Here is an 18,929-nt window from a genome sequence, read left to right on the forward strand (position 1 = left end):
AATAAGCTATGATGCTGGAGAAAGTATGAAAGCGGATTGGAAGAAAGGGGTTTACTCAACCGATGAAAAAAATGGCGATCGTGCTTGCTGCGGGACAGGGCAAGCGTATGAAGTCGAAGCTATATAAAGTTTTGCATGCCGTATGCGGCAAGCCGATGGTAGAGCATGTGCTGGATGCTGTAAAAGGAGCCTCTTGCGAGCGTTCGGTCGTAATTGTGGGACATGGGGCCGAGGCGGTTCAAGAAAAGCTTGGAGAGCAGGTGGAGTATGCCCGTCAGGAAGAGCAATTAGGTACTGGCCATGCGGTTCTGCAAGCGGCCCCGTTGCTGAAGGACGAGGAGGGGGTAACGATCGTGATCTGTGGCGATACGCCGCTCGTCAGATCGGAAACCTTGCAGGCGATGATCGGCCTCCATACGAGCCAGGGGGCGGCGGCGACGATACTGACAGCCGAGCTGGCGGAGCCTTCCGGCTATGGGAGAATCGTGAGAGGCGCGGACGGCGGAGCGGAGCGGATCGTGGAGCATAAAGATTGCTCGGCCGAAGAGGCGGCGATTAAGGAAATCAATACGGGAACGTATTGCTTCGACAATCGCAAGCTCTTTCAGGCCTTGGAGCACGTAACGAACAACAATGCCCAGGGCGAGTATTACTTGACCGATGTGATTGCCATCCTGAGAAAGGAAGGCCATACGGTCGCGGCCTATCTTGCGCCTGATTCATCCGAGGCAATCGGGGTAAATGATCGTATCGCCTTAGGCGAGGCTGAGAAATTCATGCGCACCAGAATCATGACGCGGCACCAGATTAACGGCGTAACTCTGATCGATCCGGCTAACACCTATATCGAGAGCGATGTCACTATCGGTGCGGATACAATTGTATACCCCGGCACCTATCTTCGAGGACGTACCGCGATCGGATCGGACTGCGTCATCGGTCCGGCATCCGATCTTACCGATACGGTCGTAGGAGACGGTTCTGCGTTGCGTCAGACCGTTGCCGAAGGCGCCATGCTCGGGGAAGCTTGCAATGTCGGCCCCTTCGCATACCTGCGTCCCGGAACGAAGCTGGGCAGCCGCGTCAAGGTCGGCGATTTCGTTGAGATTAAGAACGCGACAATCGGAGAAGATAGCAAGGTGCCTCATCTGAGCTACATCGGAGACGCCGTCATCGGCTCCGGAGTCAACTTCGGCTGCGGTGCGATTACGGCCAACTACGATGGATATAATAAGTCAATCACCGAGATTGGCGACAATGCCTTCATCGGCAGCAATGCCAATCTGATCGCACCGATCAAGATCGGCACCGGAGCCTACGTCGTGGCGGGCTCTACGGTCACGCACGATGTGGCGGAGAACGATCTCGCGATCGCCCGCGAACGGCAGGTCAACAAGCCGGGCTATGCAGAGAGAATCCGTGCACAAGCACGGGCTAAGAAAGCCAAAGTCACCGAATAAACAAAGGCGGTAATGCGCAATGGCCTATTCGGATCCAACGCTTAAGCTCTTTTCCTGCAGCTCTAATCCCAAGCTGGCTCAGTCGATCGCCGGCCATATCGGAGTCGAGCTGGGCAATGCCATCATGAATCGGTTCAGCGATGGGGAGATTCATATTCAGCTGGAAGACAGCGTCAGGGGAAGCGATGTATACGTCATTCAGTCCACATCCGCTCCCGTGAACGATCATCTAATCGAGCTGCTCGTCATGGTGGATGCCCTTAAACGGGCTTCCGCCAAGACGATCAATGTGGTCATGCCTTATTATGGCTATGCCAGACAGGACCGAAAGGCCCGTTCCCGAGATCCGATTACCGCCAAGCTGGTCGCGAATCTGATCGAGACCGCAGGGGCGCACCGTGTAATCGCTATGGATCTGCACGCGATGCAAATTCAGGGCTTCTTCGACATTCCCGTCGATCATTTGCTCGGCGTGCCGATTCTCGGAGATTATTTCCAGAGCAAGAGGTTAGCCTCGCCTGTCGTCGTGTCGCCGGATCACGGCGGGGTCGTTCGCGCCCGCAGGCTAGCAGATACCCTTCAAGCGCCGCTTGCGATCATCGATAAGCGTCGTCCGGAGCCAGGAGTCGTCGAGGTGATGAATATTATCGGGGACGTATCCGGCAGAACGGCGATCCTGATCGACGACATTATCGATACCGCGGGCACAATCGCTCTTGCGGCGAATGCGCTCACCCAGGCCGGAGCCGGAGCGATCTATGCTTGCTGCACGCACCCGGTGCTGTCCGGGCCGGCCATCGAACGTCTGCACTCGGCGCCCCTGGTGGAGATCGTTGTGACGGACACGATTCCGCTTAAGATGCCTTGCGGTACCGATAAGGTGAAGGTATTGTCCGTTGCTCCCCTTATGGCAGAAGCGATCGTCCGGGTGCATGAGCAACGGTCATTGAGCGATCTGTTCGAGCCCCATGTTTAATGCGTCTCCCCCTGGGGTAAAACAAGGCTATACCTTTTGAGGGGGGATCAAGCATGAGCGCGACACTTCAAGCGCATTCGCGAGAAGTTTCAACTAAGGGTCAACTGAGGAATATTCGGAATTCGGGGAAGGTTCCCGGAGTGGTCTATGGCAAGGGAATGGACACGCCTGCCATGATTACGATAGACGCCAAGGCATTATCGGCTATGCTGAGAAGCTCTCCGTATGCCGTTATGGATATGGAGGTACCCGGGGCGGGGAAGCAGCCTGTCATGCTCTCTGAGCTTCAGAGAGACCCGATTTCCCGCGAGGTCATGCATGTTGATTTTCGCAGAATCGACATGAATAAGAAGATCTCGACCTCTGCGCGGCTAGAGGTGACCGGAGTATCCCCCGGGGAGAAGGAAGGCGGCATGCTTCAGGTTGTTCTTCACGAGATCGGCATCGAGTGTTATCCGAAGGATATTCCCGAAGCCGTTACAGCCGATGTGAGCGCGCTGGAGATGGGCGAGCATCTGACTGTCGGCGATCTGGCGCTGCCCAGCGGCGTTGTCGCGACGCAAGAGCCGGATGCGATTGTGGTGGCTGTGCTGGCTCCGCAGAAAGAGCGCACCGAAGAGGAGCTTGAAGCGATGCAGGACGAGGCAGAGGAAGATCGCAAGCATTCGGAGGCTGCGCTGGCTGTGGAGAAGGATTGAAGCGGGCAGTTGAGTGGGTTGGAATAGAAAAGGCCGCGCGGCTGCGCGGCCTTTATTTTATGTTAGAATCGTGTTGAGAGAAACAACCGTTTAATAACCGGGTCTGGACACGAAGGTAAATTGTTTGCGATTGTAGAAAATGTTGTTGACCTGAACGAATTCTTTGCCATAATATTCGATGAACCCGATGTCACTATGCCGTCTCCCGCAATAAATTTGCACGGGGACTTGCGAACACATATGATCCAGGAAGTGTTGATCGTCGTAGATCATCTGGCCGTTCATGTACACATCAATTCACCCCTCTTTCTCTTTAAGTTCTGTATCCTTTAGGACACGCGAGGACTGGCATTCGTTGCATGAGGGAAATAATTATTTTTAGAAATTGTCGAAGGAGAGATACGCGCTAATGCGATGGATTGTCGGATTGGGAAACCCGGGCTCCGCTTATGTCCATACAAGGCATAACGCCGGATTCAAGGTTATTGACGAATTGGCCCGTCGAATGGGCGTAGAGGTTGGAACGAATAAATGCAAAGCTTTAATCGGAGAAGGACGAATCGGAAGCGAGAAGGTCGCGCTTCTGAAGCCGATGACGTACATGAACCTGTCGGGAGAATCTCTCCGAGCCTTTATGGACTACTACAAGGCGGATATAGCGGATTTGATCGTCGTATATGACGATCTGGACACCGAGGTAGGCCGAATCAGGCTGAGGTATCAGGGAAGCCCTGGCGGGCACAACGGCATCAAGTCTATTATTCAGCATCTGGGCACCCAAACCTTTAACCGGGTTCGCGTGGGCATCTCCAGGCCGCAGCAGGGCATGGTGATCTCCGATTACGTGCTCTCGGCCTTCGCCAAGTCGGAGCAGGAAAGCCTTCAGAGCTCCATCCAGGAGGCCTGCGACGCGATCGAGTTCGCGCTGGGCAACACGTTCGAGCAAACGATGGCCAAATATAACGGAAAAGGGTAATACGCTTAAAACGCGGGGGCGCGGGGCATACTGGGGAGAAGATGCGGCAAGCGCCGCATAAGCCAACCCCAGGAGGCATACATATGGCTGTGAACTATATTTGCCGGCATTGCTCCATGCCGCTCGGAAAGTTCGAGAATACGGAGGTTCCGGAATATCGGCTCGGCTTGCAATTCTTGACCCCCGAAGAGCGAAAGCGTATAATAGCGTATAATTCCAACGGGGACGTGACTGTAAGGGTCATCTGCGATTATTGCAGCCAGACTCTGGAGGCGCATCCCGAGCTGGCGTTGCTGTCTAATCCGCTGCAATAAGCGCCGCGAGCCTCACGTTCCGACATCCTCCAGGAGTCCTTGGCTTGTGCCGGGGCTTTTTTCTTGATTTTGCGGAACGGATGTAAGCATGATTCTATATACTGGCTTCGACGATCCGGCGGCATCTCGCGCACGGGCGCGCCGGACGGACGAAGCGTTGGTCTTGAGAGGGGAAATGCCATGAAGCCGCTAATCCAATCGCTAGTTATGGATCCGGATCTTATTAGCGTTATCCAAGGGCTGAAGGGCGGAATGCGGGAACAGCTTGTCGCAGGCTTGTCCGGCTCTGCGCGTCAAGCGGCTATTGCCGGAATCTACCGGGAAATCAAGCGTCCGATTCTTGTTGTGACCCACAACATGTTCTCCGCCCAGAAAATCGCCGACGATCTGCAGGAATGTCTATCTCCGGACGAAGTGTTGCTCTATCCCGCGAATGAGCTCATTGCGGCCGAGACGGCGATCTCTAGTCCGGAGACATCCGCGCGTCGATTGGATGCCGTGCTGAAGCTTGCCGAAGGCTTCCGCGGCGTTATTGTCGTGCCGTTCGCCGGGTTTCGCAGATTTTTGCCCGACCTGAAGACGATGTCCGAAGCGCATATCGAGCTTCGCGTCGGCGAGCATCTGCCTATGGATCAGTTTCTGCGAAGAATGATCGAGCTAGGGTATGAGCGGGTCGACCGAGTGGAGCAGAAGGGTCACCTGAGCGTGCGGGGGGGCATTGTCGATTTCTTCCCGTTGGCCTCTGCGAACGCCTATCGCGTAGAGTGGTTCGATGACGAGGTCGACTCTATTCGCACGTTCGATCCCGCCGATCAGCGCTCGATTGACAAGCTGGACGCCTACACGGTACAGCCAAGCCGGGAATGGATCGCCGTAGAACGGAGATTTCAGAACGCGGCCCAGCATGCCAGCGATCTGCTGGATAAGCAACTGGAGAAAATGACCGATCGGCAGGCCAAGGAACGGTTAAGCTCCGAGATTTCCCGGGAAATCGAGCTTTTGCGCCAAAATGTTTATTTTCCCGAAATTTACAAGTATATTTCATTGCTGTATCCCGAGCGCCAGACGCTGCTCGATTATATGCCTAAGGATACGATTATTCTGATGGACGAACCGAACAGGCTGGCCGAAACCGCGCGCCAGCTGGAGCGCGACGAGTCGGAATGGACGACCCATCTGCTGCAGCAGGGCAAGTCGCTGCCGGGATTCGTGCTGGCTGTGTCCGCTGAACAGGCGCTCTATCCAAAGGGCTTCCAAATGCTGTACCTTTCCTTGTTCGTACGTCAAATCCCGCATACTCAGCCGCAGAATATCCTTAACTTCGTCTGCCGCTCGATGCAAAATTTTCACGGGCAGATGAACGTATTAAAGGCCGAGACGGAGCGCTGGCGCAAGAGCGGCATTCGCATTCTCATGCTTGCGGGCAATTCGGAGCGGGCCGATCGAATGAGGCGCGTGCTTGAGGATTATCAGATCGAACCGCCGGAGATTCTGCAAGGCAATCTGCAGAGTGGATTTGAGTTGCCTTCGATCAAGCTGGTTGTCATCACGGAAGGCGAGATGTTCACTCAGAAGCAGCGCAAGGCTAGACGGGTTGACCGTCATCTTGACAATGCCGAGCGCATTAAAAGCTATACTGAGCTCAAGGTGGGCGACTACGTCGTACATCAGAATCACGGCATCGGGAAATATCTTGGCATCGGGACGCTGGAAGTCGGCGGCATTCATAAAGATTACCTGCATATCGTCTACGCGGCAGGAGATCGGCTGTCGGTGCCCGTTGAGCAATTCGACCTGATTCAGAAGTATGTCGGGAATGAAGACAAGGAGCCGAAGATCAGCAAGCTGGGCGGAGCGGAATGGAACCGGGCAAAGTCCAAGGTCCGTTCATCCGTGCAGGATATCGCCGACGACTTGATCAAGCTGTATGCCGAGCGGCAAGCGACGACGGGATTCGGCTTCGGCGACGATACGCCATACCAGCAAGAGTTCGAGGAGATGTTCCCTTACGAGGAGACGGCCGATCAGCTTCGCGCCATACGCGAGATCAAGAAGGATATGCAGCTTCCTCGCCCTATGGATCGTCTTCTGTGCGGAGATGTGGGGTACGGCAAGACGGAGGTCGCCATTCGCGCTGCCTTCAAGGCGGCGATCGAAGGCAAGCAGGTGGCGCTCCTCGTGCCGACGACCATTCTCGCGCAGCAGCACTATGAGACCTTCCGCGAGCGCTTCTCGGGCTACCCGTTCAACATCAAAGTGCTGAGCCGGTTCCGTAGCCGCAAGGAGCAGACTGAGACGACCAAGGGCTTGAAGGCCGGCACGGTTGATGTCGTGATCGGGACCCATCGGCTCTTGTCCCAGGATATTCTGTTCAAGGATCTGGGCTTGCTCATTGTCGACGAGGAGCAGCGCTTCGGCGTGACTCACAAAGAGAAGCTGAAAAAAATAAAGACGAATGTAGACGTTCTGACGTTGACGGCGACGCCGATTCCGCGAACCCTCCACATGTCCATGCTGGGAGTGCGCGATCTGTCGGTCATCGAAACGCCGCCGGAAAATCGCTTTCCTGTTCAAACCTATGTCGTCGAGTACAGCGCAACGCTTATTCGCGAGGCTGTGGAGCGCGAATTGGCTAGGAACGGGCAGGTCTATTATTTGTTCAACCGCGTGCAGGGCATCTATCAGATGGCCGAGCAGATTACCGCTCTCGTCCCGGAAGCCCGCGTAGCCGTCGCTCATGGGCAGATGACCGAGCAGGAGCTGGAGCGCACTATTCTGGATTTTCTTGACGGGGAATATGACGTGCTTGTCAGTACGAGCATCATCGAGACCGGGGTCGACATTCCCAACGTGAATACTTTGCTTGTGCACGACGCTGACAAGATGGGGCTTTCCCAGCTGTATCAGCTGAGAGGCCGGGTAGGGCGCTCCAACCGGATTGCCTACGCGTATTTCACTTACCAGCGGGATAAGGTGTTGACGGAGATCGCGGAGAAACGTCTTCAATCGATCAAGGAATTCACCGAGCTGGGCTCCGGCTTCAAGATCGCCATGCGGGATCTGTCGATTCGCGGGGCGGGCAATCTGCTTGGCGCGGAGCAGCACGGCTTTATCGCTTCGGTCGGCTTTGATCTGTATTCCCAGATGCTCGCAGAGGAAATCCAGAGCCGCAAGCTGCAGATGGGCGGAGAGGCGCAGCCGCCTCAGCCGGTCAATACGCAGCTCGATTTGGGCGTAGACGCTTATCTGCCGCCGGAATATATATACGACAGCATTCAGAAGATCGAAATCTACAAGAAGGTCGCGACAGCGGCTTCCCTCGCGGATGTCGAAGATTTGCTGGAGGAGCTGATCGATCGTTTCGGAGAGCCGCCTAAAGCCGTACTCAATCTGATGGCGGTCGCGCGCTTGAAGGTGTACGGGCGTTTCTATGGCATTGAGTCGATGATTCGCCGCGGGGACGATTTGACGTTAAAGCTGGAAGAGCGTCAGCGTGCCGAGGTAGACGAGAAAAAGCTGAAGCTGCTTGAAGCCAAATTCCAGGGACGAATGAGCGCTGCCCTTGGGGAGGCACAGCCCCTAATTCGTTTCAAGGTGCGGGGGCTCGATGAGAACGCTTTATTGGCGCTTGCAGAGGATTTTCTGGTACAATACAGAGAAGCTACAAAATTGAAGGGGGAACTACAGGATGTTGCACCATAAGGGCATGCCGTATCGCCGGTTGGCGCTGTTGGCCTTGGCGGCGGTCATGCTTGTCGCATTGATCTCCGGCTGCGGCAAGAAAGACAAAGCGACCGTAATCGCCACCTATAACGGAGGGGAAGTTACGGACAAGGATTTCGACAAGTACATTGCTTTTCAAGCAACGATTCTAGGCAACCAGATGGCTATGTATGCTTCGATTCCGCAAATTAAGGAGCAGATCATCAAGCAGTACATCGTCAGCAAGGTTCTAGTTAAAGACATATCGGCAGAAGACAAGGACAAAGCCAAGACCGCGACAGATACGTTCAAGACACAGCTGGAGCAAGCCAGAAATACGAACCCCGATCTGAAGAAGCAGATGGATACCGACAACCTTTCCGTCAAAGAGGCCATTGCCTTCTATCAAGAGACGGTCGAGTTCCAATCGGTGTTCGCGGCCAAGACCGAGGAGTTTAAGGGCAAGGTAACCGATGAGGAAATCAAAACGATATTCGACAAGGCGCCTTCCGACTACAACGTGGTGACGGTACGCCATATTCTGATCGGCACGAATGATCCGAATACGGGAGCCGAGCTCAAGTCGGAAGAGGAAGCGCTGAAGACGGCCGAGGAAGTCAAGTCCAAGCTGGAGGCCGGCGGGGATTGGACTGCTCTTGCTAAGGAGTATTCGACGGACGAAGGCTCCAAGGAAAACGGCGGTTTGTACGAGAAGCAGGTCGCCAAGGGCTGGGTAGCGGAATTCAAGGAAGCGGCGAACACGCAACCGATCGGCGCGATCGGGGCGCCGGTTAAGACCCAGTTCGGCTATCATGTCATGAAGGTTGAAAGCCGCGAAGAAGCTACGTCTGCGGACAAGCTTTCGGATGCAGCCAAAGACTTGATCAAGGAAGAGCTTGCCTCGACAAAATTGAACGAATTTTTGACTGCGGAGCAGGACAAGCTGGGCATCAAGATTACGCTGCCGGAAGAGCCGTCGCCTAGCGCCTCCGGTTCTCCGAGCGCATCGCCGTCAGCGTCCCCTTCGGCATCTGCGTCGCCAAGCGCATCGCCGTCGGCATCGGCTGCGAAATAACAAACGAATAGCCTGACCAAGACGCTTGTGCGAACTCCGATCGAGACTCTGTCGGAGGGTTCGCGCAAGCGTCTTTTTTTCGTTAACGGACCAAGTAGATCAGAAGATCCGTAAGGATTAAGCCATTAGAAAAGCTTTGCCATTTCTTGAGCTTTTATGATTGCAGCTTCCTTAATTGCTTCTGCTTGATGTGGAACAGCTAATACACCTTCGATAAAGATACCTTGGAAAGAAGCAACACCAACATACTGCATGAAATTTCTAAGCGTGCTATGACCACTCTCAAAAGAGGCAAAAGGCCCTTCTGAGTAAAAGCCCCCGCTGGCCTGAACATGCACTGCCTTTTTGTTTGTCAGAAGTCCAATAACACCTGTTTCTGTATGTTGCACTGCTTTGCCTTCAAGGCAAATGGCGTCAATATAGGCTTTTACAACGGGCGGATAGGACAGGTTCCACAAGGGTGAAACAAAAACATATTTATCTGCTTTGGAAAATTGCGTTGCCAACTCCTCCATACGAGCCAATTTTGCTTGCTCGGAAACAGTCAATTCTTCAAAAGGTTTGCCAACCATAAGTTTTTCTCGAGCATTTAATACATCGCTATCGATATAAGGAATATCCATCTTAAACAAGTCCAAATGTACGATCTCGTCACTTGGGTTCGTTTCCTTGTAGCAATTGATAAACTCTTTACCAACGGCCATACTATAAGAAGAACCGTTATCTTGCGGATGCGCTGTGATGAACAAAACTGTAGCCATTAAACTATTCCCTCCAAATGGTTTGTTCGATTCTATCGAGAAGTATCGACAAACACAATCTAGCATATCTATATATGACAACTATATGGCATAGTTGTTTAACGAATTAAATAAATTTAGGGATGATAAGAATGAAAATCGATCGATTATTATCCATCGTCATGCTATTGTTGGAAAGCGACAGAGTGAGTACCTCAAAGCTAGCAAAGATGTTTGAGGTTTCAACGCGAACGATTTTCCGCGATATAGAAGTCATCAATAAAGCGGGGATTCCCATTGTTTCATACCCTGGCAATCATGGCGGTATTGGTATAATGGAGAATTATAAAATAAAAAAGAAGCTGTTTACGAGTTCTGACATTAATACGCTCTTGATCGGTTTAAACAGCATTCAATCTTCCATGTCTAGCGATGAAATTCACCAAACAATCACCAAGATAAAAGGAATGCTCTCTGAAGAAGATGTTCGAGATTTCGATAATCAAGTCATAGTGGACAACAGCCCCTGGTATGGACTGAAATATCCAAAGCCTAACTTTGACGAAATGAACAGCGCAATAAAAGAGAGGCGCTTACTTTCTTTTAAGTATGCAGATCAAAATGGCATGCGCACGGAACGCGTAATCGAACCCTATCGTTTAATAATGAAGGACACGAATTGGTATCTTCAGGGCTTTTGTACAACGAAGGAAGCCTTTAGGACATTCCGACTGACCAGAATTTCCTTTTTAAGGGTCCTTGATAAGCATTTTATTCCTAGAGAATTCAAGTCTGCATTGGAAGCAAAATCCGAAAGAGAAACGATCACCATCAAGCTCTTGGTTAACGAATCATTATTAGATATTATGACCGAATACTGTGGCAAGGATTGCATTAAAGCTTATGATTCGAAGCATTGGATGGTTGACTTTCCTTTTATTGAAGATGACCATGGGTATGGTTTTCTCCTTCGGTTTGGAGAAAAATGTATTTGTGTTGAGCCTGAACATGTTCGAATTGAAGTGATTAGGAGAATTAAGTATTTGCAAGCTGCGTATCAAATCGAGTAGAGGTCTTCATCCTTTAATTTTTCAAATGTACTCAACGCTTACACTTGTTGAGTACATTTTTTTGTGCTTAAAATATATGACACAATGTTGCCGCTTATTTCTCAACACCGGAGTTATTTCCACATTTGAGTTATATTATATGACATAGAATACACAAAATTAAGTTTACGGTTTGTTTTTTATAAATTATGTAAGATATATTGACATAAAATCTACACGAACCATATAATGTTAATTATCGAACGGTTGAGCCCAGTAGAGAGCAAAACGTTCGGATATAGAGAGAAACCAATACAAAGGATCGGGGAGTGGAAGGATGAGGAAGGGAAACGGGTTGAAAGGGTTCGTAATCGCAGTGACGGCAAGTCTGGTGCTGGCAGGATGCGGGGGCAACGACAAGGAATCGGGCGGAGCCTCGCCCTCCTCGCCGGCGTCGTCAGGAGCGGAGTCTTCGGCCCCGGCATCGTCGGCAGCGGGAAGCGGGGATAAGGTAAAGGTCGGAATCCTGCATTCCTTAAGCGGGACGATGTCGATCTCGGAAGTGACGGTGAAGAATTCCGAGCTGATGGCGATCAAGGAAATCAACGCCAAGGGCGGCGTGCTCGGCAAGCAGATCGAAGCTGTAGTCGAGGACGGCGCATCGGATTGGCCCACGTTCGCCGAGAAGGCCCGCAAGCTGATCTCGGAGGATAAAGTCGCCACCGTATTCGGCGGATGGACGTCCGCCAGCCGGAAGGCGATGCTTCCCGTATTCGAGGAGCTGAACGGCTTGCTCTGGTACCCGGTGCAATATGAAGGCCTGGAGTCTTCTCCGAACATCTTCTATACGGGAGCCACCACGAACCAGCAAATCATCCCTTCCATCGATTTCTTGCTTGAGAAAGGCAAGAAAAAAGTATTCCTGCTGGGCTCGGACTACGTCTTCCCGAGAACGGCAAACAAGATAATCAAAGCGCAGCTTGCGGCCAACGGCGGCGAGACGGTCGCCGAGGAGTACACGCCGCTCGGGCATACCGACTATACGACGATCATTGCCAAGATCAAGGAAGCGAAGCCGGACGTTGTCTACAATACGCTGAACGGAGACAGCAATGTCGCCTTCTTCAAGCAGTTGAAGGACGCGGGCCTTACGGCCGCCGACCTGATGACGGTCTCGGTGTCTGTCGCCGAGGAAGAAGTGAAGGGCATCGGGCCCGAATATTTGGTCGGTCACCTCGTCGCCTGGGATTACTATCAGACGACGGATACGCCGGAAAATAAGGTGTTCGTCGAGAATTTCAAGAAAGAGTACGGAGCGGATAGCGTGACGAGCGATCCGATGGAAGCGGGGTATGTCGCGGTCTATCTGTGGGCGGCGGCAGCCGAGAAGGCCGGCTCCTTCGACGTAGACAAGGTGAAGGAAGCGGCCAAGGGGATTGAATTTAACGCCCCGGAAGGCAAGGTTACGATTGACGGGGACAATCAGCACATCTACAAGACGGTTCGGATCGGCGAGATTAAAGCCGACGGTCAAATTGTGGAGCTATGGAATTCCGGCGAGCCCGTAAAGCCCGACCCTTATCTGAAAACCTATGATTGGGCCAAAGGACTGAGCGAATAAAGAAGAGAGTCGGTTGCGGCCGGAAAGGGGAAGTGTTCGGCGGAAGCCGGAGCTTCCCCTCGCTTCTCCGAAGCGGCGGCAACGAGAGCGGGAGGCAACGCCATGGAAATCTGGATATCCCAAGTGTTTAACGGACTAAGCGTCAGCTCCATTCTTCTGCTGATCGCGCTCGGCTTGGCCATTACGTTCGGTCTGATGAAAGTCATCAACATGGCCCATGGGGAGTTTATCATGATCGGCGCTTACGGGGCGTATATGACCCAGCAAATCTTCAAGGCCGCTCTGCCGCAGAACGTGTTTGACGCCTATTTTCCCGTGGCGATTGCCGTCAGCTTCATTCTGGCCTTCGCCATAGGCTATCTGCTGGAGGTAACGCTGATTCGCTTTCTATACGATCGGCCGCTGGACAGCTTGCTCGCGACCTGGGGAGTCGGGCTGATGCTTCAGCAGCTTGCGCGGACGATTTTTGGAGCGCCCAACGTTGCCGTGGCGAGTCCTTCCTGGCTGAACGACGGGCTGACGCTTATCCCCGGCGTCGTGCTTCCCTATAAGCGGTTGTTCATCCTCGCGCTCGTCGCGATTTGCCTGATCGCCATGTATCTGTATATTTATCGCAGCAACGCCGGGAGGCGGATGCGGGCTGTCATGCAAAACCGGGACATGGCGGCCTGCCTCGGCATCTCGACAAGGCGGGTGGATGCGTTCACCTTCGCAATCGGGTCCGGCATCGCCGGCATTGCGGGCTGCGCTCTGACGCTCATCGGCCCCATCGGCCCGTCTATCGGCACTTATTATATCGTTGACGCGTTCATGGTCGTTGTCCTGGGCGGCGTCGGCAAACTGATCGGCACGGTTGCGGGGGCGTCGGGCATTGGCCTGTTCAACACAATGTTCGAATGGTGGACGGACGCCTCGTTGGGCAAGGTGCTTGTATTTCTCGGCATTGTCGCCTTCCTGCAATGGAGGCCGATGGGAATGTTCGCGGTTCGAACCCGTTCCCTGGATTGATGTCTGATTCTCGCAAGGAAGAAGGTGACCGCAGTGCAGCTTGCGTCTTACTTGTCGCGCCGGGTCTGGCTGCTGCTCGGCTATGCGGCCGCTTCGGCCGTTCTGTTCTCGGCGCCGCTTTATTTAAGCGATTTTCGATTAAACCTGCTGGCCAAGTGTCTGGCTTTCGCCATCGTGGCGCTCGGGTTGGATCTCCTGTGGGGCTACACCGGAATTTTGAGTCTGGGTCACGGGGTATTTTTCGGGCTCGGAGCTTACGCGATGGCGATGCATCTGAAGCTCGTCTCCAGCGGTTCTCGGCTTCCCGACTTTATGGATTGGATGGGCTTGAAGCAGCTTCCCTGGTTTTGGGAGCCCTTCAAGAGCTTTCTCTTCGCAGCGCTGATGGGCATAGCTGTTCCCGCCCTGCTGGCGCTGGTGCTCGGTTTCTTTACCTTCCGGAACCGCATCCGGGGAGTTTACTTTACGATTCTTACCCAGGCGCTCGTAATCATTACCGTTACGCTGTTCGTGGGGCAGCAAGCCTATACGGGAGGCACGAACGGGTTAACGGGGTTTACGACAATGTTCGGCTACAGCCTGAAATCCGATATGGCGAAGACGGTGCTCTACCTGGCTACGGTCGCAGCGCTGCTCGCCGCCTTCCTCTTGTGTAGGCTGCTGGTCAAGAGCCGCTTCGGCAAGGTGCTGAGAGCGATCCGGGACGGGGAGAATCGGACGCGGTTTCTCGGCTACGATCCATCCCGATATCAGATGACGGCGTTCGCCGTATCGGCGGGGCTGGCGGGACTCGCGGGCATGCTCTTCGTGCTCCATGTCGGCATTATCTCTCCGACGATGATGGCTATCGTGCCTTCGATCGAGCTGGTATTGCTCGTGGCCCTTGGAGGCCGCGGCACGCTGATCGGGGCGATTATCGGAGCGGTCATCATGACGCAAGGGAAAAGCGAGCTCAGCGCGACCTATCCGGATTTCTGGCTATTCTTTCTCGGAGCATTGTTTATCGCGGTCACGGTGTTCATGCCCGGCGGCATTGTCGGTCTGATCCGGCAATTGCGCCAAAAGATTCTAAGGAGGCGAAGCGAGAATGAAATCCAGGTCCATTCTGTCGTGTCAGAAGGTAACGGTGTCGTTTGACGGCTTCAGGGCGGTTCAGGAAATGAGCATGGAGCTGGCTCCCGGAGAGCTGCGGTTTCTGATCGGACCTAACGGAGCAGGGAAAACGACGATGCTGGATGCGATATGCGGCAAGGTGAAGCCGGTTGGAGGAAGCGTGGAATTCAACGGCCGCAGAGGCAAGGTCGATGTCACCCGGCGTAAGGAGCATGAGATCGCGCAGCTCGGCATCGGCCGGAAATTCCAGACGCCGTCTATCTTCTCCGGCTTAACGGTCGAGGAGAATCTGGAAATTGCCATGTCGCAAAACCGGAGCGTGTGGGCCGCCTTGCGGGCTTCGATGAAGCCGCGGGACCGGGAGCGAATCGATGCGGAATTGGCGTTAATCGGGTTAAGCCATAAGCGGCAGCTGCGCGCAGGTCTGCTCTCTCATGGAGAGAAGCAGTGGCTGGAGATCGGAATGATGCTGCTGCAGGAGCCTGAAATATTGCTGCTGGATGAGCCGGTGGCGGGAATGACGGACAAGGAAACGGAGAAAACGGGCGAGCTGCTGCAGGAAATCGTCCGCAAGCGAACGGTTGTCGTGGTCGAGCATGACATGGAATTCGTGCGAAACTTCGCCAGCAAAGTAACCGTTATGCACGAAGGGAAGCTGCTGAAGGAAGGAACCATGGACGAGGTGCAGCGGGACGACCGGGTCGCGGAGGTGTATCTGGGCAGAAAAAGGCGGGATTACGATGTTGTCAGTTCAACGGCTTGAAGCGGGCTACGGAGAAAGCGTCATTCTCCGGGACGTATCGCTTGCGGTGGAGCCTGGTCAGGTGGTGTGCCTGATGGGACGCAACGGGGTAGGGAAGTCGACTTTGGTGAAGAGCGTCATGGGGCTGCTTAAGGCGCGGCAAGGCCGGGTGATCTTCAAGGGCGAGGATGTGACGAAGCGGGCTTCGGGGGATCGGGCCAAAAGAGGGATCGGGTACGTCCCGCAGGGGAGGGAGATTTTCCCGCAGCTGTCGGTGTACGAGAATCTGAGAATCGGAATGGAGGCCCATCGCAGTTCGGCTCAGCGTCGAAGCAAGGAAATTCCCGCCGAGGCCATCGACAGGTTTCCGGTTCTGCCGACCTTCTACAAGCGTCGGGGGGGCGATCTGAGCGGAGGCCAGCAGCAGCAGCTCGCTTTCGCCCGGGCGCTGATCTCGGAGCCCGAGCTGCTCGTCCTTGACGAGCCTACCGAGGGCATTCAGCCCTCTATCGTCGACGATATCCAGGAGGTCATCCGTTCAATCCGGGACGAAGGCAAGACGGCGATTCTGCTGGTGGAGCAGAGCCTTGACTTCGTTCGCAGCGTCGGGGATTACTTCTATATCATGGAGAAGGGAACGATTGTCTGGCAGGGCGCCCGAGAAGATCTGGACAATCCGGCGGTGCTCAAGCATTTGACCTTATAAGTACGGAAGAGTGCCATGCCTGGGCATCGCTGCAACTGACGGCGGCGTCCGGGCGATTTTCTATTTGACTCGATATGTTTAAACGGACGAAATGTTGGGTATCCGACAAGTAAGCGGAGCTGTCTGCCTCGCCGAAGAACGGAAATCCGGGCAACACAGGGAGAACGGGCGGATGAGTTCGAAAATCGCCAAAAGCCGGCTCGAATCGCGGATTTCACGCGCTTAGCGCACCCGTATCGGCGGAAGCGGGACTGGCGGAAAGAGGAAATCGGCCCCACAGACATGCTAAAATAAGCTAAGAGTGAACGAGAACCTGAGGTCTCGTCCCACCCACCCCGCCGGTGCAGGGGGTATCCCTTCCGTATGGAGAATTACACCAGCCGAGGGCGAACGCATAAGAAAATGGGAGAGGTTGAATACTATCCTTACGATTCGATGACACCTTTTTCCGATTGTTAAAGCGTTCGTCATACAGGTCGGCCAGTCATTCGCGCCGGCAGCAGCAGAGCGAATACACCAATGAAAGTGGGGCAACACGAGCTATGAAAGCAACCGGAATTGTACGCCGCATCGACGACCTCGGACGAGTCGTCATACCCAAGGAAATCCGCCGCACGCTTCGCATCCGCGAAGGAGATCCGCTTGAAATTTTCGTGGATCGCGACGGTGAAGTTATCCTCAAAAAATATTCCCCGATCGGCGAGCTGGGCGACTTTGCCAAGGAGTACGCGGAATCCCTCTACGAAAGCACGGGCCACATCGCGTTAATCTCCGACCGCGACACCTTTATCGCCGTTGCGGGAGCCTCGAAGAAGGAATATTTGGACAAGCCGATCGGCAGCTTGCTGGAAGGCTGCATGGAAAACCGCAAGATCTTGCTGGAGACCCAAACGGGAAGCTACGAGGTTCAGCGGGACGTGAGCGAGACGCTGGGCTCGATTGCCGCGGCGCCTATTGTAGCCGGAGGAGACCCCATCGGTACAGTCATTCTGCTGAGCAAGGAAGACTCTGTCAGCATGGGGGCAATGGAAAGCAAGATGGTCGAGACGGCGGCGGGTTTCCTGGCCAAGCAAATGGAGCAATAAGACGGCATACCGATATCGTTCAAGGCAGAAGCTTTCCGGACAGCAAGCCGCTTGTTCGCCGGAGAGCTTTTTTGCTTGCTGTCTTTGGATTATAATCGTAGAACGGGTAGTGTACCGGATGGGCAAGTGAAGCCCGGAGCGATCGGGAACGGAATGGGGAATGGAAGGCGATGCGAGTCCAGTATGACGCAGGAACCGGAGATCCCGGGAAAAAGGCGCTCTGGCAAGGGGCGGCTCTCCTTGGCGGAGCGGCGCTGCTGTCCAAGCTGATCGGCACCCTGCAGAAAATTCCGCTGCAAAATATAGCCGGAGACGAAGTGTTCGGTCTGTACAGCGCCGTATATGCTCTGGCGGTCATGTGGATGACGCTGGCAGCGGCGGGGATACCGGTAGCCGTGAGCGTTCTGGTGGCCGAGAGAACGGCCCAAGGCGACGAGCAAGGCGCGCGTCGGGTGCTGCGCTGGGCGCTCCTGCTGCTGATCGGCAGCGGCTTGGCGATGTTCGGATTGCTGTGGGCCGGCGCAGACGTTTTCGCCCGCTGGATGGGGCAGGAATCGGCGGCTGCCGCGATTCGCATGTCATCGCTCGCGCTGCTGTTCGCGCCGGCAACTGCGGTTCTTAGAGGCGACAGCCAGGGCAGAATGAATATGCTTCGACCGGCCGTCTCCCAGCTTGTCGAGCAAACCGCACGGGTGGCCTTCATGCTCGGGGCTTTGCTGCTGGCTGTAGATGCGGCATGGTCGCCTTCGTCCACGGCGGCAGCCGTGCATGGAGGGTTGGCGGCCGGCGCGCTTGCGGGTCTGGCCGTTATGCTGATCTTTGCGGCAAGAGCGGGCGAGCGCCGTCCCCTCTCGCTGAGCGCGGTCGGGCTGAGGAAAAACTACGCGGAAGGCGGGACGGTCCGCCCCGCCGTACGTCCGGTGACCTTGCCGGAAAGCCGGCCGGCGCTGGTCAAGAAAATCGTAAGGGTCGCCATCCCCGTCGCCGTTGCCTCGGTAGTAGCGCCGTTGTTCGGCCTGATCGACGCTTTCTCCATTCCGCGCTTATTACAGGAGGATGGAGGGGAAGGCGCTTGGACGATGACGCAATTCGGCGTCTATAATCGCGGCGTGGCGCTGCTTCAATTAATCATTATGGGGGCGGCGGGCGCCGCTGCCGCCATCGTGCCTGCGCTGACGACGGACCGTGCGCGCGGAGACGATGGCGCTTTCGTCTCGCGGGCCGTGTTCGCGATGCGGTTCGCCTGGTGGCTGGGCTGCGCCGCAGCCGTAGGGCTTGCGCTGCTCGCAGGGCCGATTAACACTGCGTTGTTCGGCGATGACAGCGGAACCGCCGCGATGGCGCTCGTTGCCTTGGCGGCGGCGGGCGGCACGCTCCAGGCGGTCAGCGCCGCGCTGCTGCAGGGGATGGGCGCGATGCGAGCGCCCGCCGTCAATCTGGCCGCCGCCGCGCTGTTCAAGCTGTCGTTGAACGTCGCGCTTGTGCCCGCTTACGGCATCGAAGGCGCCGCCGCCGCGATGGCGGCCGCCTACGCCATTGCTGCGCTGCTCAACGCGCTGTCCTTGCGCCAGCGCGTGCGCCTGCCTGCCCCGCGCGCGCAGCTCGCGTGGCGCTCCGGCGCTGCGCTGGCCGCGATGGCGGCTGCGGTCGCGCTGGCCGCGCTC

17 protein-coding genes are annotated in these 18,929 nt (G+C 55.1%); 15 read left to right on the plus strand and 2 right to left on the minus strand.

Translation table 11 applies throughout. From position 1 onward, the window contains the following. Positions 1-62 precede the first annotated feature (62 nt). From glmU to ACFO1S_RS07775, 3 genes are read left to right on the plus strand one after another with little or no spacing between them, the layout of a single operon-like run. The gene (glmU, locus tag ACFO1S_RS07765) at positions 63-1,460 is read left to right on the plus strand and encodes a bifunctional UDP-N-acetylglucosamine diphosphorylase/glucosamine-1-phosphate N-acetyltransferase GlmU (protein WP_204605237.1); all 1,398 of its coding nucleotides are present in this window, start codon (positions 63-65) and stop codon (positions 1,458-1,460) included. Positions 1,461-1,479: 19 nt separating this feature from the next. Then, on the plus strand, positions 1,480-2,436 hold the full coding sequence (locus tag ACFO1S_RS07770) for a ribose-phosphate diphosphokinase (RefSeq protein WP_204605238.1): 957 nt from the start codon (positions 1,480-1,482) through the stop codon (positions 2,434-2,436). A 53-nt stretch (positions 2,437-2,489) separates the two neighbouring features. After that, the gene (locus ACFO1S_RS07775; protein ID WP_204605239.1) at positions 2,490-3,134 is read left to right on the plus strand and encodes a 50S ribosomal protein L25; all 645 of its coding nucleotides are present in this window, start codon (positions 2,490-2,492) and stop codon (positions 3,132-3,134) included. 90 nt (positions 3,135-3,224) lie between these two features. Here ACFO1S_RS07775 and ACFO1S_RS07780 read toward each other — a convergent pair whose 3' ends face one another. Then, positions 3,225-3,419 carry a hypothetical protein gene (locus ACFO1S_RS07780; RefSeq protein WP_204605240.1) on the minus strand — a complete coding sequence of 65 codons (195 nt, stop codon included), beginning with the start codon at positions 3,417-3,419 and terminating at the stop codon, positions 3,225-3,227. 124 nt (positions 3,420-3,543) lie between these two features. Between ACFO1S_RS07780 and pth the strand changes: the two genes are divergently transcribed. The 4 genes from pth (at position 3,544) to ACFO1S_RS07800 (ending at position 9,201) form a co-directional block, all read left to right on the plus strand. After that, positions 3,544-4,110, plus strand: a complete 567-nt coding sequence (gene pth, locus ACFO1S_RS07785; RefSeq protein WP_204605241.1) for an aminoacyl-tRNA hydrolase — start codon at positions 3,544-3,546, stop codon at positions 4,108-4,110. 83 nt (positions 4,111-4,193) lie between these two features. Beyond that, positions 4,194-4,424 carry an anti-sigma-F factor Fin gene (locus tag ACFO1S_RS07790; protein WP_204605242.1) on the plus strand — a complete coding sequence of 77 codons (231 nt, stop codon included), beginning with the start codon at positions 4,194-4,196 and terminating at the stop codon, positions 4,422-4,424. 180 nt (positions 4,425-4,604) lie between these two features. Beyond that, entirely contained in the window at positions 4,605-8,126 is a 3,522-nt protein-coding gene (gene mfd / locus ACFO1S_RS07795) for a transcription-repair coupling factor (protein ID WP_204605243.1), read from the plus strand. Then, positions 8,113-9,201: a peptidylprolyl isomerase gene (locus ACFO1S_RS07800; protein WP_204605244.1), complete on the plus strand. Its 1,089-nt coding sequence runs from the start codon at positions 8,113-8,115 to the stop codon at positions 9,199-9,201. The genes mfd and ACFO1S_RS07800 overlap by 14 nt, the downstream gene beginning before the upstream one ends. Before the next feature lie 125 nt (positions 9,202-9,326). On the opposite strand, the gene ACFO1S_RS07805 is transcribed toward ACFO1S_RS07800, so the two are convergent. Continuing rightward, positions 9,327-9,962 carry an NAD(P)H-dependent oxidoreductase gene (locus ACFO1S_RS07805; RefSeq protein WP_204605245.1) on the minus strand — a complete coding sequence of 212 codons (636 nt, stop codon included), beginning with the start codon at positions 9,960-9,962 and terminating at the stop codon, positions 9,327-9,329. A 131-nt stretch (positions 9,963-10,093) separates the two neighbouring features. On the opposite strand from ACFO1S_RS07805, the gene ACFO1S_RS07810 reads away from it, so the two are divergent. From ACFO1S_RS07810 to ACFO1S_RS07845, 8 genes are all read left to right on the plus strand, one after another. After that, on the plus strand, positions 10,094-11,011 hold the full coding sequence (locus ACFO1S_RS07810; protein WP_204605246.1) for a helix-turn-helix transcriptional regulator: 918 nt from the start codon (positions 10,094-10,096) through the stop codon (positions 11,009-11,011). 316 nt (positions 11,012-11,327) lie between these two features. Beyond that, positions 11,328-12,611 (plus strand): urea ABC transporter substrate-binding protein, encoded by a 1,284-nt coding sequence (gene urtA, locus ACFO1S_RS07815; RefSeq protein ID WP_204605247.1) that lies wholly within the window; start codon positions 11,328-11,330, stop codon positions 12,609-12,611. Between the two features lie 102 nt (positions 12,612-12,713). Beyond that, positions 12,714-13,619, plus strand: coding sequence for an urea ABC transporter permease subunit UrtB (gene urtB, locus ACFO1S_RS07820; protein ID WP_204605248.1), 906 nt, complete (start codon positions 12,714-12,716; stop codon positions 13,617-13,619). Positions 13,620-13,652: 33 nt separating this feature from the next. Beyond that, entirely contained in the window at positions 13,653-14,756 is a 1,104-nt protein-coding gene (gene urtC / locus ACFO1S_RS07825; RefSeq protein WP_204605249.1) for an urea ABC transporter permease subunit UrtC, read from the plus strand. Beyond that, on the plus strand, positions 14,707-15,495 hold the full coding sequence (gene urtD, locus ACFO1S_RS07830; RefSeq protein ID WP_204605250.1) for an urea ABC transporter ATP-binding protein UrtD: 789 nt from the start codon (positions 14,707-14,709) through the stop codon (positions 15,493-15,495). The genes urtC and urtD overlap by 50 nt, the downstream gene beginning before the upstream one ends. Beyond that, positions 15,473-16,180: an urea ABC transporter ATP-binding subunit UrtE gene (gene urtE, locus ACFO1S_RS07835; RefSeq protein WP_204605251.1), complete on the plus strand. Its 708-nt coding sequence runs from the start codon at positions 15,473-15,475 to the stop codon at positions 16,178-16,180. The genes urtD and urtE overlap by 23 nt, the downstream gene beginning before the upstream one ends. A 542-nt stretch (positions 16,181-16,722) precedes the next feature. Beyond that, positions 16,723-17,265, plus strand: coding sequence for a stage V sporulation protein T (gene spoVT, locus ACFO1S_RS07840; RefSeq protein ID WP_204605252.1), 543 nt, complete (start codon positions 16,723-16,725; stop codon positions 17,263-17,265). 170 nt (positions 17,266-17,435) lie between these two features. Next, positions 17,436-18,929, plus strand: a 1,494-nt coding sequence (locus ACFO1S_RS07845; protein WP_378126554.1) for a polysaccharide biosynthesis protein, incomplete at its 3' end; no start/stop codon positions are given.

The organism is Cohnella boryungensis (genome assembly GCF_042651945.1).
Classification (GTDB): Bacteria; Bacillota; Bacilli; order Paenibacillales; family Paenibacillaceae; genus Cohnella; species Cohnella boryungensis.

Excerpts from the sequence above, each read along its gene's own strand:
- pth (WP_204605241.1), top strand. The coding sequence starts at position 3,544 with ATGCGATGGATTGTCGGATTGGGAAACCCGGGCTCCGCTTATGTCCAT.
- urtE (WP_204605251.1), top strand. The coding sequence starts at position 15,473 with ATGTTGTCAGTTCAACGGCTTGAAGCGGGCTACGGAGAAAGCGTCATT.
- ACFO1S_RS07790 (WP_204605242.1), top strand. The coding sequence starts at position 4,194 with ATGGCTGTGAACTATATTTGCCGGCATTGCTCCATGCCGCTCGGAAAG.
- urtB (WP_204605248.1), top strand. The coding sequence starts at position 12,714 with ATGGAAATCTGGATATCCCAAGTGTTTAACGGACTAAGCGTCAGCTCC.
- glmU (WP_204605237.1), top strand. The coding sequence starts at position 63 with ATGAAAAAAATGGCGATCGTGCTTGCTGCGGGACAGGGCAAGCGTATG.
- ACFO1S_RS07780 (WP_204605240.1), bottom strand. The coding sequence starts at position 3,419 with ATGAACGGCCAGATGATCTACGACGATCAACACTTCCTGGATCATATG.
- urtA (WP_204605247.1), top strand. The coding sequence starts at position 11,328 with ATGAGGAAGGGAAACGGGTTGAAAGGGTTCGTAATCGCAGTGACGGCA.
- ACFO1S_RS07805 (WP_204605245.1), bottom strand. The coding sequence starts at position 9,962 with ATGGCTACAGTTTTGTTCATCACAGCGCATCCGCAAGATAACGGTTCT.
- ACFO1S_RS07810 (WP_204605246.1), top strand. The coding sequence starts at position 10,094 with ATGAAAATCGATCGATTATTATCCATCGTCATGCTATTGTTGGAAAGC.
- ACFO1S_RS07770 (WP_204605238.1), top strand. The coding sequence starts at position 1,480 with ATGGCCTATTCGGATCCAACGCTTAAGCTCTTTTCCTGCAGCTCTAAT.
- ACFO1S_RS07775 (WP_204605239.1), top strand. The coding sequence starts at position 2,490 with ATGAGCGCGACACTTCAAGCGCATTCGCGAGAAGTTTCAACTAAGGGT.
- mfd (WP_204605243.1), top strand. The coding sequence starts at position 4,605 with ATGAAGCCGCTAATCCAATCGCTAGTTATGGATCCGGATCTTATTAGC.
- ACFO1S_RS07800 (WP_204605244.1), top strand. The coding sequence starts at position 8,113 with ATGTTGCACCATAAGGGCATGCCGTATCGCCGGTTGGCGCTGTTGGCC.
- urtD (WP_204605250.1), top strand. The coding sequence starts at position 14,707 with ATGAAATCCAGGTCCATTCTGTCGTGTCAGAAGGTAACGGTGTCGTTT.
- spoVT (WP_204605252.1), top strand. The coding sequence starts at position 16,723 with ATGAAAGCAACCGGAATTGTACGCCGCATCGACGACCTCGGACGAGTC.